This is a genomic window from Streptomyces triticirhizae, assembly GCF_003696235.1.
In the GTDB taxonomy this organism is placed as follows: domain Bacteria; phylum Actinomycetota; class Actinomycetes; order Streptomycetales; family Streptomycetaceae; genus Streptomyces; species Streptomyces triticirhizae.
Genome location: NZ_RFFJ01000007.1, coordinates 34169 through 49413 on the forward strand (window position 1 = coordinate 34169; position 15245 = coordinate 49413).

General features: G+C 73.4%; 16 protein-coding genes. 11 read left to right on the top strand and 5 right to left on the bottom strand.

Going from position 1 to position 15245, the window contains the following annotated elements; all coding sequences use genetic code 11:
• The first annotated feature begins 112 nt into the window (after nt 1-112).
• The 4 genes from EBN88_RS03020 (at nt 113) to EBN88_RS31495 (ending at nt 4158) form a co-directional block, all read left to right on the top strand.
• Nucleotides 113-787, top strand: a complete 675-nt coding sequence (locus tag EBN88_RS03020) for a response regulator transcription factor (RefSeq protein ID WP_097230511.1) — start codon at nt 113-115, stop codon at nt 785-787.
• A 37-nt stretch (nt 788-824) separates the two neighbouring features.
• Nucleotides 825-2570, top strand: coding sequence for a sensor histidine kinase (locus tag EBN88_RS03025; RefSeq protein WP_122182206.1), 1746 nt, complete (start codon nt 825-827; stop codon nt 2568-2570).
• On the top strand, nt 2567-3157 hold the full coding sequence (locus EBN88_RS03030) for a hypothetical protein (protein ID WP_122182207.1): 591 nt from the start codon (nt 2567-2569) through the stop codon (nt 3155-3157). The genes EBN88_RS03025 and EBN88_RS03030 overlap by 4 nt, the downstream gene beginning before the upstream one ends.
• Before the next feature lie 344 nt (nt 3158-3501).
• Complete coding sequence (locus EBN88_RS31495; protein ID WP_233580408.1) at nt 3502-4158, top strand: VanZ family protein; 657 nt, start codon at nt 3502-3504, stop codon at nt 4156-4158.
• A 176-nt stretch (nt 4159-4334) separates the two neighbouring features.
• Here EBN88_RS31495 and EBN88_RS03040 read toward each other — a convergent pair whose 3' ends face one another.
• The gene (locus EBN88_RS03040) at nt 4335-4724 is read right to left on the bottom strand and encodes a hypothetical protein (RefSeq protein ID WP_122182208.1); all 390 of its coding nucleotides are present in this window, start codon (nt 4722-4724) and stop codon (nt 4335-4337) included.
• A 166-nt stretch (nt 4725-4890) separates the two neighbouring features.
• The gene (locus tag EBN88_RS03045) at nt 4891-6081 is read right to left on the bottom strand and encodes an adenosine deaminase (protein WP_122182209.1); all 1191 of its coding nucleotides are present in this window, start codon (nt 6079-6081) and stop codon (nt 4891-4893) included.
• A 276-nt stretch (nt 6082-6357) separates the two neighbouring features.
• Here EBN88_RS03045 and EBN88_RS03050 point away from each other — a divergent pair, with 276 nt between their 5' ends.
• Nucleotides 6358-7287, top strand: coding sequence for a phosphotransferase family protein (locus EBN88_RS03050; protein ID WP_233580415.1), 930 nt, complete (start codon nt 6358-6360; stop codon nt 7285-7287).
• A 325-nt stretch (nt 7288-7612) separates the two neighbouring features.
• Here EBN88_RS03050 and EBN88_RS03055 read toward each other — a convergent pair whose 3' ends face one another.
• Nucleotides 7613-8626: a LysR family transcriptional regulator gene (locus EBN88_RS03055; protein ID WP_122182211.1), complete on the bottom strand. Its 1014-nt coding sequence runs from the start codon at nt 8624-8626 to the stop codon at nt 7613-7615.
• Between the two features lie 92 nt (nt 8627-8718).
• Here EBN88_RS03055 and EBN88_RS03060 point away from each other — a divergent pair, with 92 nt between their 5' ends.
• The 5 genes from EBN88_RS03060 to EBN88_RS03080 all read left to right on the top strand — a co-directional run bounded on the left by EBN88_RS03060 (nt 8719) and on the right by EBN88_RS03080 (nt 11479).
• The gene (locus tag EBN88_RS03060; protein ID WP_122182212.1) at nt 8719-9978 is read left to right on the top strand and encodes an MFS transporter; all 1260 of its coding nucleotides are present in this window, start codon (nt 8719-8721) and stop codon (nt 9976-9978) included.
• A 109-nt stretch (nt 9979-10087) separates the two neighbouring features.
• Nucleotides 10088-10351, top strand: coding sequence for a CopG family transcriptional regulator (locus EBN88_RS03065; protein ID WP_122182213.1), 264 nt, complete (start codon nt 10088-10090; stop codon nt 10349-10351).
• Nucleotides 10348-10761, top strand: a complete 414-nt coding sequence (locus EBN88_RS03070; protein WP_122182214.1) for a PIN domain-containing protein — start codon at nt 10348-10350, stop codon at nt 10759-10761. Before EBN88_RS03065 ends, EBN88_RS03070 begins: the two co-directional genes overlap by 4 nt.
• 148 nt (nt 10762-10909) lie before the next feature.
• Nucleotides 10910-11062 carry a helix-turn-helix domain-containing protein gene (locus EBN88_RS03075; protein ID WP_122182237.1) on the top strand — a complete coding sequence of 51 codons (153 nt, stop codon included), beginning with the start codon at nt 10910-10912 and terminating at the stop codon, nt 11060-11062.
• 138 nt (nt 11063-11200) lie between these two features.
• Nucleotides 11201-11479 (top strand): hypothetical protein, encoded by a 279-nt coding sequence (locus EBN88_RS03080; RefSeq protein WP_122182215.1) that lies wholly within the window; start codon nt 11201-11203, stop codon nt 11477-11479.
• A gap of 105 nt (nt 11480-11584) precedes the next feature.
• Here EBN88_RS03080 and mgtE read toward each other — a convergent pair whose 3' ends face one another.
• Entirely contained in the window at nt 11585-12910 is a 1326-nt protein-coding gene (mgtE, locus tag EBN88_RS03085; RefSeq protein WP_122182216.1) for a magnesium transporter, read from the bottom strand.
• A 472-nt stretch (nt 12911-13382) separates the two neighbouring features.
• On the opposite strand from mgtE, the gene EBN88_RS03090 reads away from it, so the two are divergent.
• Nucleotides 13383-13859: a carboxymuconolactone decarboxylase family protein gene (locus EBN88_RS03090; RefSeq protein WP_122182217.1), complete on the top strand. Its 477-nt coding sequence runs from the start codon at nt 13383-13385 to the stop codon at nt 13857-13859.
• Nucleotides 13860-13910: 51 nt separating this feature from the next.
• Here EBN88_RS03090 and EBN88_RS03095 read toward each other — a convergent pair whose 3' ends face one another.
• Nucleotides 13911-15206 (bottom strand): thymidine phosphorylase, encoded by a 1296-nt coding sequence (locus EBN88_RS03095; protein WP_122182218.1) that lies wholly within the window; start codon nt 15204-15206, stop codon nt 13911-13913.
• Nucleotides 15207-15245 lie beyond the last annotated feature (39 nt).

Genomic DNA, 15245 nt, shown 5'->3' on the forward strand with positions numbered 1-15245 from the left:
GACCCACCCGACCGGCACGCGGGGGCCGCCGCCAGCGCGCGCTGAGCCTGTGGGCCAGACCTCAGATACGGGCGGTCGAACTCCGTACGGTTCATGGGCCACAATGAGCCGTGTGGCTTTCCTGTTGCTGATCGAGGACGACGAGGCGGTACGCACGGCCCTGGAGATGAGTCTGACCCGCCAGGGCCACCGGGTGGTGACCGCGCCCACGGGCGAGGACGGCCTCCAGTCCCTGCGCGAGCAGCGTCCGGATCTGATCGTGCTCGACGTCATGCTGCCCGGCATCGACGGCTTTGAGGTGTGCCGTCGCATCCGGCGCACCGATCAGCTGCCCATCATCCTGCTCACCGCGCGCAGCGACGACATCGACGTGGTGGTCGGCCTGGAGTCCGGCGCCGACGACTACGTGGTCAAGCCGGTCCAGGGCCGGGTCCTCGACGCCCGCATCCGCGCGGTGATGCGCCGGGGCGAGCGGGAGTCCAACGACGCGGTGACCTTCGGCTCGCTGGTGATCGACCGGTCCGCCATGACCGTCACCAAGGACGGCGTCGACCTGCAACTCACCCCGACCGAGCTGCGCCTGCTGCTGGAGCTGAGCCGCCGCCCCGGGCAGGCGCTCTCCCGGCAGCAGTTGCTGCGGCTGGTCTGGGAACACGACTACCTCGGCGACTCCCGGCTGGTCGACGCGTGTGTGCAGCGGCTGCGCGCCAAGGTGGAGGACGTGCCGTCCTCGCCGAAGCTGATCCGCACGGTGCGCGGCGTGGGCTACCGGCTGGACGCCCCCTGATGGTCGCGCGGGTGGGCCCGCGCCGGGAGCGCGGCTGATGAACGGACTGCGGCGCGGGGCCGGCGACACCGCCCGCCCCGAGGGACGGGTGCGCGGCTGGGCGCGGACCCTGCTGAGCCTGACCAGCCTGCGGCTGCGCCTGGTCACGGTGTTCGCGCTGGTCGCCCTCGCGGCGGCCGTCTCCGTCTCGGGCATCGCGTACTGGCTCAACCGCGACGCGGTGCTCACCCGCGCCCAGGACTCGGCGCTCAGCGACTTCAGCCAGGCGCTCGGCGACCGCGCCGGCGCGCTGCCGGACCGCCCCACCTGCGAGGCGCTCCAGGTCATGGCCAGCAAGGTGGCCAACCGCACCTTCAACTACGAGGTGATCCTGGAGGACGACCGGATCACCGAGGAGAACTGCCGCGCCGAGTCCAACCCTGACCACTTCGTCCACGAGATGATCCCGGCCTCGCTGCGGGACGCCGTCTCGGACCGCAGGGAGGGCCAGCCGGAGGAGGACGCCCACCACCTCTACTGGCAGCGGATCAAGATCGACGGCGACCCGTATCTCATCGGCGGCGCCCAGGTGATCGGCGGCGGCCCCACCGGCTACCTGCTGGCCTCGCTGGCGCCCGAGCGGGACGACCTCAACTCCCTGGCCGTGTCGCTGGGCGTGGCCACCGCGCTGGCGGTGATCGGCTCGGTGCTGCTGGCGCAGGGCGCGGCGACCATGGTGCTGCGCCCGGTGCAGCGGCTGAGCAACGCGGCGCGACGGCTGGGCGAGGGCAAGCTCGACACCCGCCTCGCGGTGCGCGGCGCCGACGAACTGGCCGAGCTGACCCGGACGTTCAACAACGCGGCGGCCTCCCTGGAGGCCCAGGTCGAGGACCTCAGCGAACGGGAGACCGCCAGCCGCCGCTTCGTCGCCGACATGTCGCACGAGCTGCGGACCCCGATGACCGCGATCACGGCGATGACGGAGCTGCTGGAGGACGAGGTCGAGACGCTCGACCCGCGCATCGCGCCGGCCGTGCAGCTGGTGGTCAGCGAGACCCGGCGGCTGAACGACCTGGTGGAGAACCTGATGGAGGTCACCAGGTTCGACGCGGGAACCGCCAAGATGGTGCTGGACGACGTGAACATAGCCGACCAGGTCACCGCCTGCATCGACGCCCGCGCCTGGCTGGACGCGGTGCACCTGGACGCTGACCGCTCCATCACGGCGCGGGTCGACCCGCGCCGGCTGGACGTGATCCTGGCGAACCTGATCGGCAACGCCCTCAAGCACGGCGGCTCCCCGGTCCGGGTCACGGTCCGCGAACACGTCTCCGACGAGGGGGACGGGAACGGGGCGGGCAACGGCGGCCGGCTGGTCAGCGTCGAGGTGGCGGACCAGGGGCCCGGCATACCCGAGGACGTGTTGCCGCACGTCTTCGACCGTTTCTACAAGGCGTCCGCGTCCCGCCCGCGCTCGGACGGCAGCGGGCTCGGGCTCTCCATCGCGCTGGAGAACGCCCATCTGCACGGCGGCGACATCACCGTCCGCAACGACCCGGCGGGCGGCGCGGTCTTCACCCTGCGCCTGCCGCACGACCCGGGGCTTCCCGAGGACCGCACCGACGACCCGGACACCGACCAGCCCCCGGACGGTTCCCAACGGGCCGGCGGGCGGGGGCCGTTGACCACCCCGAGGCCGCGCGGGAGCGAGGAGGACCGGGGCGGGGGCGCGCCGGCGGGCGACGGGAACGGCGACGGCGGCCACGAGGCACACGACGGCACGACCGAGGAGGATCGGCGGTGAGGGGCGGACACCGAGGAGCGACCCTGCCGCTCCTCGCCGGGCTGCTCGCGGTGGCGGCCACGGCCGGCTGCGGCATCAGGGAGACGGACGTTCCGGTGGACGCGGGCCCCGCGCCCACCCGGGCCTCCTGCGACGCGCCGCCGAGGGGCGAGTACCACACCGAGGTCTATCTGGTCTGTGGGCAGCGGGTGGAGTCCGTGGCGCGGGTCCTCTCGGAGCCGCTCGACGAGGCGCAGGACCGCACGGGGGTCGCCGTCGCGCTGCTCGACCAGCTCCAGGCCGAGCCCGAAGAGGCCGAGCGCACCGCCGGGTTCACGAGTGCCGTCCCGTCGAACCTGCGGATCGAGCCGCCGGTCGAGGGCGACGGGGACCGGGTGGTCCGGCTCAACCGGCGCCCGAGCGAGATCGACGAGCTGGCCCTCACGCAGATCATCTGCACCTTCGCCAACAGCGCCTCCCTCGGCAGCGGCGGCGACAACGTCACCCTCGGCGGGCCGGCCAGGTCGGGCGCCGAGTCCGACAAGCCGCACACCTACTCGTGCCGGGCGGCGATGCGCAGCCCGGAGGGCGCCCGCAACTTCGGCTAGGCACGGCTAACGGGCCCGGCCGTTTCCCCGCGTCGCGGCCCGTCGGCACGCCGGCACGTTGCCCCGTCGGCACGTCGGCACGTTGCCCCGTTGGCACGTTGATCCGTTGCCCCGTCCGTCCGTTGCCCCGTCGGCCCGTTCCCGCGGTGGGGCCCAGCTCACAGTGGCGTCGGGGAACCGGCCTCGCGCGCCGTGACGTCCCTTCCTGCGTGCGGCCACTTCCTGCGGGCTCAGCCGAGCCGACGCCACCCGCCGGCAACCGCCCCGCCGAACACCCCGCCCGGGGAGGGGAGACGAGCGGGCGCCGCCCACGCGTCCCCGCACGAGCCCGGTGGGGCGCCTCGGTGCTCCTCCTCGGCTACCTGGGACTGGTCGCCTGGCTGGCGCTGCGCCCGCTGAGCATGTTGTGGGTCTCGCCCGCCAACCTCGAACCGCTCTCCACCATCCGCGCCGACCTCGCGCGCGGGCCCGAGGAGGCCGGCCGCACCCTGGCCGCCGGGCTGCTGCGCCTCGCCCCGCTCGGGGTGCTGCTGCCGCTGGTCGGCGCCCAACTCGGCGGCGGGCGGCTGATGTCGATGGCCCGCACGGTCTTCGTCGGCGCCATGGTCTCGCTGGGCCTGGAGTGCGCGCAGACGCTGACGCCCAGCCGGGTCAGCGACATCGACTCGGTGCTCCTCAACACCCTGGGCGTGGCCCTGACCCACCAGTTCTGCTACGGGCTGCTGCGCCGGTTCGCGCCGCTCTCGACGCCGCCGTTCGAGCCGCCGGCCGAGCCGCCGCCGGCCGGCCGGTCCCCGACGACGCCGCCCGCTCCCCACGCGGCGTGCCACCCCGGGCCCCACGCGGGACACCGGGCGACGCCGGGAACGCGCGTCGCCGGCGCGCCCGTTCCGCACCCGCAGCACCGGCCGCAGGTCCAGCCGCAGCACCACCCGACCGAGCGGCGTCCCGCCGCGACCCACGAGCCGGCGGTCAACACCCCCCTGGAGCCGACGGGTTGACGCCGCCCCGAACGCCACGGCCGAGGCAACGCGAAGGGCCGCACTCCCCGGGGGTGGCGGGGGCAGTGCGGCCCTTGCCCGACCGCCGTTCGGCGGCGGTCGGGTGGCCCCAAGCGCAAGGAGGAGACTAGGACCGAGCGCGGGGCGGTTCTTGAGGGTCAGCCGATGGCGTGAGGTCAGCCGAGGGCACCGAGCGCGCCGGTCACGGCTCCGGCCGCGCCGGAGACGCCGCCGAGGCTGTCCACCGTGCCGAGGGCGCCGGAGGGCAGGCCGCCGAGCAGCTGGGTGGCGCCCGCGACGCCGGTGGTGTGGGTGAGGGTCTCGGTGGCGGCGTTCAGGGCGCCGTTGGTCGGAGTCGCCTCCAGCAGCTGCTCGCTGACGCCGCCGACCTCCTGGCCGGCCACCTGGTTCACGGTGTCCTGGACGGGAACGGAGTTCGCCACCTCGCCAGTGGCCTGCGCCAGGCCCTCGTTGAGGCTCATGGCGGAGGCGGAGCCGGCAGCGGTCGCGGCGAACGCGGCACCGAGGGCGGCCACACCGAGCGTCTTGGCGGTTGCGTGCTTCATCAGTTGGACTTCCTTGGGTGTGTTTGGTGAGCGGCGAGCCCGAAGGTAGCCAGGGAAAACCCGCCGTGGCAATGAATCGAAAAGTGTGCCGTCGCTCGAAACTCACCCCACCGGCCGAGCGCGCGCCCGACCGGCGCCCGCCCCACCCGTTCCACAAAACCGCAGCTCAGGACGGGAGTTCGCGCTCGTTATGGAACAGCCATGCGGAGCGCAGCGCCGCGTATCCGGGCTTGATCACGTCATTGATCATGGCCAGACGTTCGTCGAAAGGAATGAATGCGGACTTCATCGCATTGACCGTGAACCACTGAAGGTCGTCCAGCGTGTAGCCGAATGCCTGTACCAGATGGGTGAATTCGCGACTCAGGCTGGTGTCGCTCATCAACCGGTTGTCGGTGTTGACCGTGGCCCGGAAACGCAGCCGGCGCAGCAGTCCGATCGGATGCTCGGCGTACGAACGGGCCGCGCCGGTCTGGAGGTTGGAGGTCGGGCACAGCTCCAACGGGACGCGCTTGTCCCGCACATAGGCCGCCAGCCGGCCCAGCCGCACCGAGCCGTCCTCCGCGACCTCGATGTCGTCGATGATCCGCACCCCGTGCCCCAACCGGTCGGCGCCGCACCACTGGAGCGCCTGCCAGATGGACGGCAGGCCGAACGCCTCGCCGGCGTGGATCGTGAAGTGGTTGTTCTCCCGCTTCAGGAACTCGAACGCGTCCAGGTGCCTGGTGGGCGGGAAGCCCGCCTCGGCGCCCGCGATGTCGAAGCCGACCACGCCCGACTCCCGGTGCGCGTTGGCCAGTTCGGCGATCTCCAAGGAACGGGCCGCGTGCCGCATCGCGGTCAGCAGCGCCCCCACCCGAATCCGCCGGCCGCTGGCCGCCGCCCGCCGTTCCCCCTCCCGGAAGCCGGCGTTGACCGCCTCGACGACCTCGGTCAACGTCAGCCCGGCGGCGAGGTGTTGCTCGGGCGCGTAGCGGACCTCGGCGTAGACCACCCCGTCCTCGGCCAGGTCCTCCACGCACTCGGCCGCGACCCGGCGCAGCGCCTCGGCGCTCCGCATCACGGCGGTGGTGTGCGCGAAGGTCTCCAGGTACCGCTCCAGCGAACCGGAGTCGGCGGCCGCGAGGAACCAGGCGCGCAGCGCGTCCGGGTCCTCGGTCGGCAGCTCGGAGTACCCCTGCTCGCGGGCGAGTTCGACGACGGTGGCGGGCCGCAGCCCACCGTCCAGGTGGTCGTGGAGCAACACCTTGGGCGCCCGCCGGATCTGCTCCTCGGTCGGGGGCGCCGCCGACCGCGATGCGGGGGCGGGGACAGGGGTGCGCGGGGCGTCGGGGGTCTGATGGGTCTGGGAGGTCACGGGTCAACTGTACTTCCTACGCGCGTAGATCGGCTGGCGCCGGGCCTCGGGAGCGGCGGGAGTGGTGGACGGCTGAGCGCCGTGGCCGGGTGGCGCCTGGCGCCTTGCGCCCGGCGGTGTGGGCTGGGGCCGGCGGTGGGCTGCGTGGAGGGGGGTCGTCGATGGTGGGTCATCCGGCGAAACCCTTTGCGGGCGGCCCCGTTCGGCTGGTGTGCTGGCCCGGTGTCAGCGCACGAGGAGTTCCGCGACAGCCTGGCGGCGGTGAGCGTCCGGCCGTTGACGCTGGCCTGGGTCAGCCGGCACCTGGCGGCCGGCGAACGGATCACCGGGATCGTGGCGCTGCGCGGCGGGATCACCGCCGAGATGCGGCGGCTGACCGTGCGCGCGCCGAACGGCGACACCCGGCACCTGGTGCTGCGGACCGTCGTCGACGCGAAGGACGCCGAGGGCTGGTTGAACCGGGAGGCCGACGCCCTGGCCCTGCTGGCGGGGACCGACGTGCCGGCCCCCGCGCTGGTCGCGGTCGATCCGACCGCCGCGCACTGCGAGTTCCCCTCGTTGCTCATGACGCGTCTGCCGGGCCGGACGGTCCTCGACGACGCGGGCGTGGCGGCCCGCGTCCCGCTGCTGGCGCGGCAGCTGGTGGCGATCCACGCGGTGCGGCCGGCCGAACGGCCCCGGGAGTACGAGGCGTTGACGACCGCCGACACGGTCGTCGTTCCGCCCGGCGGCGACGCGGCGGCGTGGGCTGCGGCGATCGACCTGATCCGCGAGCCGGCGCCGGCCTACGAGGGGCGGTTCCTGCACCGGGACTTCCAGCCGGGCAACGTGCTGTTCGACGTCCCGCCCGGAGCGCCGCCCGGAGCGCCGTCCGCCGCCCGGATCACCGGGGTCGTCGACTGGGCGACGCCGTCCTGGGGCCCGGCGGACTTCGATATGGCGCACTGCGCCACCAACCTCGCGGTGCTGCACGGCCCGGAGTGGGGCTTCCGGTTCGCCGACGCGTACGAGGAGGCCGGCGGGGTGTTGGCGGCGTCCGAACGCGAACGGCGGTACTGGCGGGTGCGGGACGCGCTGGCGCTGTCGGAGGAGGTGTCGTTGGTCTCGGGGCCGTGGCGGGACGCGGGGCGGACCGAGCTGACGCCGCGCGCGGTGGCGGAACGGCTGGATGCCTATGTCACGGCGGTGATGAACGCGGAGGTGTGAGCGAACCATGTCCCGGGCGCGGCCCGGGACATGGGAGCGAGCTCGGCCCGCAAGCCGCCGGCTCCGGGGCGCCCCGTTCACCGCCCATGCCCACCCCTGAACCGTTGTCGTCCGCCCCCCCGTCCCAGATACTCCGCGCAGTTCCCCGCGCCCCTGAGGTGGTGCCCGGGCTGAGGCCGCGAACAACGGTCGCCGGACCCGCACCCGACCACGTGTCTCGTCGGAAGCGCGCCCACGACCAACCGGCCAACGTCCCAGCAGAGCCAGGCCGGTCCGCCCTGGCCGACCGGGCCCCAGGGCCCGGCGGCCCCGCCCCGTGGGGCGCTCACCCCGAGGTGAGCGCCCCCCTGCGGCTGAGCAGAAAGCGGCGGAAGGCCGCCACCGGGGCGGTCTCCGGGCGGCCGGCCATCCAGGCCACGCCGATCTCCCGCACCGCGCGCGGCGCGGTGACGGTCAGGTCGTGAACTCCCGGCCTGGGCACGGTCGGTGGCGGCAGCAGCGCCACCCCGAGCCCGGCCGCGACCAGGCCGCGCAGCGTCTCCGGCTCCTCGCCCTCGAACGCGATGCGCGGCCGGAAGCCTGCCTGCGCGCAGAGCGCGTCGGTGAGCCGGCGCAGCCCGTACCCCGGTTCGAGGGTGACGAACGACTCCTCGGCGGTCTCGGCGAGCCGGACGCGGCGGCGGCCGGCGAGGCGGTGGTCGGCGGGGACGACGAGGGAGAGCCGCTGTTCGTCGAGCCGCCGGGTGACCAGGTCGGGGGCGTCGGGAACGGGCGAGGTGAGGCAGAGGTCCAGTTCGCCGGCCCGCATCCGTTCGATCATGTCCTCGCCGTAGCTCTGCACCAGCGCGAACCTGACCCTCGGGTGGGTCTCCCGGAACGCGCGGATCAGCGTGGGCATGGTCTCCGGGCCCATGGTGTGGAGGAAGCCGAAGGCGACCTTGCCGGCGCCCGGGTCGGCGTCGGCGCGGGCGGTCTCGGCGGCGCGGGCGACGTCGGCGAGCGCGCGTTCCACGGAACGGGCGAACGCGCGGCCCACCGGCGTCAGCGAGACGGTGCGGCCGTGGCGGGCCAGCAGGTCCACGCCGAGGTCGGCCTCAAGGCGGGCGATGGCCCGGCTGAGCGTCGGCTGGGGAACGCCCAACTCCCGCGCCGCCTGGGTGATGTGTTCGTGCCGGGCGACCCCGGCGAACTGCGCCAGCCGGGGCGCCAGCAGCGCCGCCGGCGCGTCCGCCGCCAGCTCGGCGACCTCGGCTGGCGGCCCCGCGCCCTCGCCGGCTGGCCCCGAACCCGAACCCGGCCCCGTTACCGAAGTGTCTTTCCCGTTGCGGAACGATGACATGAACCCCTCCCTCCTGCGGTCATACGACAGTGCATCGATTCTGGCATCTTCTCGCATTGGACGTCATAAGAGCGCCGCCGTACGTTCGAGCCATGCCCTCCGTCGATACCAGGGCTCCCGCCACCCCGGGAGCCTCAGCTCCGCCGTTCGTTCACCCACAACGCACCCGGATCAACCTGGCGCTCTTCGCCATCGGCATGGCGACCTTCGCGATGCTGTTCTCCACCCAGGCCCTGCTGCCGGACATCGCGGCCGCCTACGCGGTCTCGCCCGACCGGGCCAGCTGGACCGTCTCGGCCACCACCGTCGGGCTGGCCCTGGCCGTGCTGCCGCTGTCCACGCTCTCGGAACGGTTCGGCCGCGTGCGGCTGATGACCGTCTCCGTCGCGACGGCCGCGGGGCTCGCGGTGCTGCTGCCGCTGGCGCCCGACCTGAGCAGCCTGATCGCGCTGCGCGCGCTCCAGGGCGCGGCGCTCGCCGGCATTCCGGCCTCGGCGGTGGCGTATCTCTCCGAGGAGTTGGACGCGCGGGCGACGGTCGGCGCGATCGGCCTGTTCATCGCGGGCAACAGCGTGGGCGGCATGTCGGGGCGGGTGCTCACCGGCTGGGTGGCCGAGGGCGCGGGCTGGCGCGCGGCGCTGGCGGCGGTGGCCGCGTTGGCGGTGGTCGCCGCGTTGACCTTCCGACTGCTGCTGCCGAAGGCGCGGTTCTTCACCCCGGCCTCGCTGCGGCCCCGGGCCGTGCTGGCCTCGGTCGTCGGGCATCTGCGCTGGCCGCTGCTGCTGCGGCTGTACGCGATCGGGCTGCTGCTGATGGCGGCGTTCAGCGCGGTGTACACGGTGATCGGGTTCCGGCTGGTCGCCGAGCCGTTCGGCCTGTCGGCCGGGCTCGCCGGCTCGGTCTTCGTGATCTACCTGGTGGGCACGGTCTCCTCGGCCGTCTCCGGCCCGGTGCTGGGCCGGCTGGGCCGGCGCGGCGCGCTCTATGTGGCGATCGGCACCACGGTCGTCGGCCTGCTGCTGACGCTGACCGCGTCGCTGCCGGCCGTGCTGGCCGGGCTGGTGCTGATCACCGGCGGGTTCTTCTTCGGGCACGCGGTCGCCTCCGGCTCGGTGAGCCGGGTCGCCACCCACGGCAAGGCCCAGGCGTCCGCGCTCTACCAGGTCGCGTACTACCTGGGCGCCAGCGTCGGCGGCACGGCGGGCGCGGCGGTCTACCACCGGGCAGAGTGGTCGGGTCTCGTGACGTTCGCGCTGGTGGCGCTGGTGACCACGGGGTTGATCACCCTCTATGCGACGGCCCGCGCCCGCACGGCGCCGGCGGCCTCGCTGGAGCCGGGCCTGGCGGCCTGAGCCCCGGCCCCACCGGGTCCCGGGCACCGGGGACGGCGGTCGGGGCCGCCCCCGGTGCTCACGGTTCGACAGGGGAAAGCCGAGTGGGATGAGCGGTAGCATAACGAGTATGAGCGAGCTCACCGGCAAGTACTCCATCACGATGCCACGTGACATCGCGGAGGCCGCCCGCGCCCGCGGCGGACCGTCCGGCCTCTCGTCCTACGTCACCGCCGCCGTGGCCCGGCAGATCGAGCGCGACAACCTCGACGAGCTGATCGCCGCGGGCGAGGCCGAGCACGGGCCGATCACCGAGGAGGAGATCGACGCCCTGGAAGATCAGCTGGAACAGGCGCGACGTGAGCAGAGGCAGGGCCGGACGAACGCCGCATGACCCGGCCCCGCCCCACGATGGGTGGCACACTGGCGCTGGACTGCGAGGGCTTGGCCAAGGCCGTCCAGCACGACCGAACGGTGAACGCCTGGCTGGCCCTCGCGCGCCGCCACGACCTTCGCGTGATCACCTCGGCAGCCACTCTCGTCGAAGTGGCCCACCCACGCGTCAACCACGCTGCCCTGGCGTGGACGCTGTCCCGCCTGATCGTCGAGCCCGTGACGGAGCCCATCGCTCGCCGCGCCACAACTCTCCTGAGCCGGGCGGGACTTCACGGACACAAGCACGCCATCGACGCCATGTTCGCCGCGACCGTTCTCGCCACTTCCGGACGAGCGACCGTGCTCACCTCCGACCCGGACGACCTGCTGGCTCTCTGTGGCGATCAGGTCACGGTCATCAAGGTCTGAAAGGCACGATCGCCCGGCACCTCCCGACCACCCGGGCCACGGCCCCGGCCCGGCACCGGCCATGACCGTGTCCGCCGAAGGCGGTCACGCGGATCTCCCGGTCCTGTCCTGGGAGTTACTGGCCGACCGACAGGGACGGGGTTCCGTCGTGAACGATGACAGCTCGCCCGGTGACCGGCTTCGGGAACTGCGCCGCGCGCGGGGTCTCACCCAGGAGGGTCTGGCCGAGCGCGCGAACCTGAGCCTGGGAGTGGTGAAGAAACTGGAGCGCGGCGGGGGCGCGCGCCGGGAGCGTTGGTGAGGCCGCTCCCCCCGGGCGACCGCGCCGTGCGGTCGCATCAGGCCAACTCCGGTCACCGCCTCCCGCGTCGTCCTACGCCCCGACTACGCCGGCATCCGCTACGCCGACGAGACCGCCGCCGACCGCGACACCCACGGTGTGCTGTGGGGACGCGTCCGCCAGGCACCCGGCACCGGCAAGCCCAACTTCCAGGCCCTCCACCCCAACCGCCAACGCCACACCATGGAACACCGCCTGTGCCAGGTCTGCGCCCAGCCCGCCAGCCACAACCGCGACGGCTGGCTCTTCCTCGTCAACACCCACGACGGCGACGACAACGGCCACACCGACCGCACCAGCTACGAAGGAGCACTCGTCACCAGGCTCAACCGCTGCACCACTGTCGCCCTGAACACCGAACCGCAAGCGTGGAGTTGAGCCGAGTCAGGACCCGGCGAGCCGCGTTCCACGGTGCGCCGTTCCGCCGCGCACCGCAGGGCTTCGGCCAGCCTCACCGTTCCGGCGCTCCAGATTCCCGAGTCGCTAGATCCCCAGCACCACCTTGGCCGTGCTGAAGTAGATCACCAGTCCGGTGGCGTCCACCAGGGTGGTCACCATGGGCGCGGAGACCACCGCCGGGTCGATGCGGAGCTTCTTCGCCAGCAGCGGCATCATCCCGCCGACGGTGGAGGCCCAGGCGCAGATCACGACCAGGGTGAGGCCGACCACGGCGGCCACGTCCGGGTCGACGAAGAACATCCCGACCAGGAAGCCGACCACCGCCAGCATCGCGCCCAGCAGCAGCCCGGTGCGGCACTCGCGCCAGATGACCCGGAACAGGTCGGAGGTGCGGACCTCGCCGACGGCCAGCGCGCGGACGGCCGCCGTCGCGGCCTGGGCGCCGGCGTTGCCGCCGGTGCCGATCAACAGGGGGACGAAGAGCGCGAGTTGGGTGACGGCCTCCAGCTCGGCCTCGTAGAGGCGGGTGACCGAGACGGTCAGGGTGGCCGCGACCAGCAGCAGCATCAGCCACATCATCCGGGTGCGGGAGAGCCGGAAGACGCTGGCCGACATGTAGTGCCGCTCCAGCGGCTCGGAGCCGGCCTGGCGGGCGACGTCCTCGGTGTCCGCCGCCTCGATGACCTCGAACGCGTCATCGCTGGTCAGCAGGCCGACGAGGCGGTCCTCGCTGTCCACCACCGGCAGGTCGATGACGTTGGTCTCGCGCATCAGCCGGGCCGCGTCCTCGGCCGGCTCGGTGGCCCTGGCCATGGGCGGCGCGGTCACCACCAGGTCGGAGACCATCGCGCCCGGCTCGCTGAGGACGAGTTCGCGCAGTTCGACGATGCCGGTCAGCCGCCGGCCCCGGTCCACGACGGGCAGGGTGTAGATCGTCTCGGCGTTGCCGCCCCTGCGGCGCACCACCTCCAGCGCCTGTCCCACCGTCAACTCCTGTTGGAGGGCGACGGTCTCGGGCGTCATGAAGCGGCCGACGGAGCCCTCCGGGTAGCCCAGCAGCGCGGCGGTCATCTGCCGTTCGTGGGCGCTGAGTCCGGCGAGCACGCGCTTGGCGACCTTGGCCGGCGCCTCCTTGAGCATCCGGGCCCGGTCGTCGGGGTCCATGTGCTCGACCAGGTCGCGGAACGCCTGGTCACGGAGGCCCTGGAGGATCTCCTGCTGGTCTACCGGGTCCAGCTCCTCGAAGACCTCGAGGGCACGGTCCTTGTCCAGCAGGCGGAAGGTGATGACCGACTGCACGGCGTCCATGCGGGCGATCTCGTCCGCGATGGCGTAGGGCGGCTGGGTCTCCAGCCACTCCAGGGCGCCGGCCAGGTCCTGCTCGTCCAAGAGCATGGGAAGGTGCGTCATGACGGGGGAACCCCCTGGGAACGAGAAGCGGCCACGGACATCCGGTGTGCGCGCACACGCCCAGCGCCCCAGGCGGTGTCGCTACCTGGGCGGAGAGGCGTGGCGCTGTGGATGACTGGGAGGTTCACTGCGCATCGCAGCAACACCTCCCGCCGTCTCGTTCCTTCGATGCCACGGCAAAGCGTACTAGCCACAACGGCCGATCATGCCAAGGAATCCGACATTCCGGACGGCGCTCACGCCACGATCCGGCAAACGCCGGTCCGCCGGCGCGCGGGGATGCGCCGGCGCACGCCAGCGGGTCGTGGGGGCGCGCGGACAACCCGGCGGCGCGCGCGGGAGGTTGTGCGACAACGGGAGACGCGGGTCACATCGGAACGTGTCACATTCCGGCGCCTCGCGTGGTCATAAGGGTGAGGGCGTCGGAAGCGACGGCGCCGCGGATCGTTCGACAACGACGAGGGAGTCACCCATGGACGCGCGTCTCAACATGTTCGGAAGCCAGCTGGCCGGCAAGGTCGTCAAGCACCTGGTCGGGGCCAGCCAGGCGATCACGGACGCGGGGCTGCCGACCAGCACCCAGGAGCTGGTGAAGATCCGCGCCAGCCAGATCAACGGCTGCGGCTTCTGCACCGACATGCACACCAAGGACGCGGCCGCCGCCGGCGAGTCGGCGGTGCGGCTCCACCTGGTCGCCGCCTGGCGGGAGGCCACCGTCTTCACCGACGCCGAGCGCGCCGCGCTGGAGCTGACCGAGGAGGGCACCAGGATCGCGGACACGGCCGGCGGCGTCAGCGACGAGGTCTGGGCGCGGGCGGCCCAGCACTACGACGAGGAGCAGCTGACCGCGCTGGCGTCCCTGATCGCCGTGATCAACGCGTTCAACAGGCTCAACGTCATCGCGCGGACGCCGGCCGGCGACTACCAGCCGGGGCAGTTCGGGCACTGAGCGCCCGGCGCGCGGCGCCGGTTCCCGCCGGGTGCGCGCCCCGGCGGGCCGTCAGGCGATGCGGTCCAGCACGGTGGGCGGCGGGGGGGTCCCGGTTCCGTCGTCGGCCGCGTCCGCCGGCACGACCCGGATCGCCTCGCCGGCCAGCGCCTCCAGCGCGGCCTCGAACCGCTCGGGCGTGTCGGTGTGGAGGGTCACCAGGGGGGCACCCTCCACCACCGACTCGCCCGGCTTGGCGTGGAGTTCGACGCCGGCCGCCGCCTGCACGCCCTCCTCCTTGCGGGCCCGGCCGGCGCCCAGCCGCCAGGCGGCCAGGCCCACGGCGTAGGCGTCGAGGGTGGCCAGCACCCCGCTGGCCGGGGCCGGCACCACGTGCCGTTCCCGCGCGGTCGGCAGCGGCGCGTCCGGGTCGCCGCCCTGGGCGGCGATCATCCGCCGCCAGTGGTCCATCGCCGAGCCGTCGGCCAGCGCCCGCTCCGGGTCGGCGTCCGGCAGCCCGGCCGCGTCCAGCATCTCCCTGGCCAGCGCCAGGGTCAGGTCGACGACGTCCCTCGGGCCGCCGCCGGCCAGCACCTCGACGGACTCCGCCACCTCAAGGGCGTTGCCGGCGGTGCGGCCCAGCGGCGTGGACATGTCGGTGAGCAGGGCGACGGTGCGCACCCCGTGGTCGGTGCCGAGCCCCACCATGGTCTCGGCCAACGCCCGCGCGTCGTCGAGGGTCTTCATGAAGGCGCCCGAGCCGACCTTGACGTCGAGGACCAGCGAGCCGGTGCCCTCGGCGATCTTCTTGGACATGATCGAGGAGGCGATCAGCGGCAGCGACTCCACGGTCCCGGTGACGTCCCGCAGCGCGTAGAGCTTGCGGTCGGCCGGGGCCAGCCCCTCCCCCGCCGCGCAGACCACGGCGCCGACCTCGTCGAGGACCCGCAGCATCTCGGCGTTGTCCAGCCCGGCCCGCCAGCCGGGGATGGACTCCAGCTTGTCGAGGGTGCCGCCGGTGTGCCCGAGGCCCCGGCCCGACAGCTGGGGAACGGCCGCGCCGCAGGCGGCGACCAGCGGCGCCAGCGGCAGGGTGATCTTGTCGCCGACGCCGCCCGTCGAGTGCTTGTCGACCGTCGGGCGGGACAGCGCGCGGAAGTCCATCCGCTCCCCGGAGGCGATCATGGCCGCCGTCCAGCGGGCGATCTCCCGGCGCTCCATCCCGTTGAGCAGGATGGCCATGGCCAGCGCCGACATCTGCTCGTCGGCGACCTCGCCGGCGGTGTAGGCGGCCACCACCCAGTCGATCTGGGCGTCGCTGAGCGCCCCGCCGTCGCGTTTGGTGCGGATGATCGAGATGACGTCCATGTCAGATGCGCGTCCGTTGCAGGGAGAACTGGCGGGGGA

What these genes read in the sequence shown, in the direction of transcription:
- EBN88_RS03025 (WP_122182206.1), top strand. Translation starts at nt 825, where the DNA reads ATGAACGGACTGCGGCGCGGGGCCGGCGACACCGCCCGCCCCGAGGGA.
- EBN88_RS03040 (WP_122182208.1), bottom strand. Translation starts at nt 4,724, where the DNA reads ATGAAGCACGCAACCGCCAAGACGCTCGGTGTGGCCGCCCTCGGTGCC.
- EBN88_RS03055 (WP_122182211.1), bottom strand. Translation starts at nt 8,626, where the DNA reads ATGTCATCGTTCCGCAACGGGAAAGACACTTCGGTAACGGGGCCGGGT.
- EBN88_RS03060 (WP_122182212.1), top strand. Translation starts at nt 8,719, where the DNA reads ATGCCCTCCGTCGATACCAGGGCTCCCGCCACCCCGGGAGCCTCAGCT.
- EBN88_RS03065 (WP_122182213.1), top strand. Translation starts at nt 10,088, where the DNA reads ATGAGCGAGCTCACCGGCAAGTACTCCATCACGATGCCACGTGACATC.
- EBN88_RS03070 (WP_122182214.1), top strand. Translation starts at nt 10,348, where the DNA reads ATGACCCGGCCCCGCCCCACGATGGGTGGCACACTGGCGCTGGACTGC.
- mgtE (WP_122182216.1), bottom strand. Translation starts at nt 12,910, where the DNA reads ATGACGCACCTTCCCATGCTCTTGGACGAGCAGGACCTGGCCGGCGCC.
- EBN88_RS03090 (WP_122182217.1), top strand. Translation starts at nt 13,383, where the DNA reads ATGGACGCGCGTCTCAACATGTTCGGAAGCCAGCTGGCCGGCAAGGTC.
- EBN88_RS03095 (WP_122182218.1), bottom strand. Translation starts at nt 15,206, where the DNA reads ATGGACGTCATCTCGATCATCCGCACCAAACGCGACGGCGGGGCGCTC.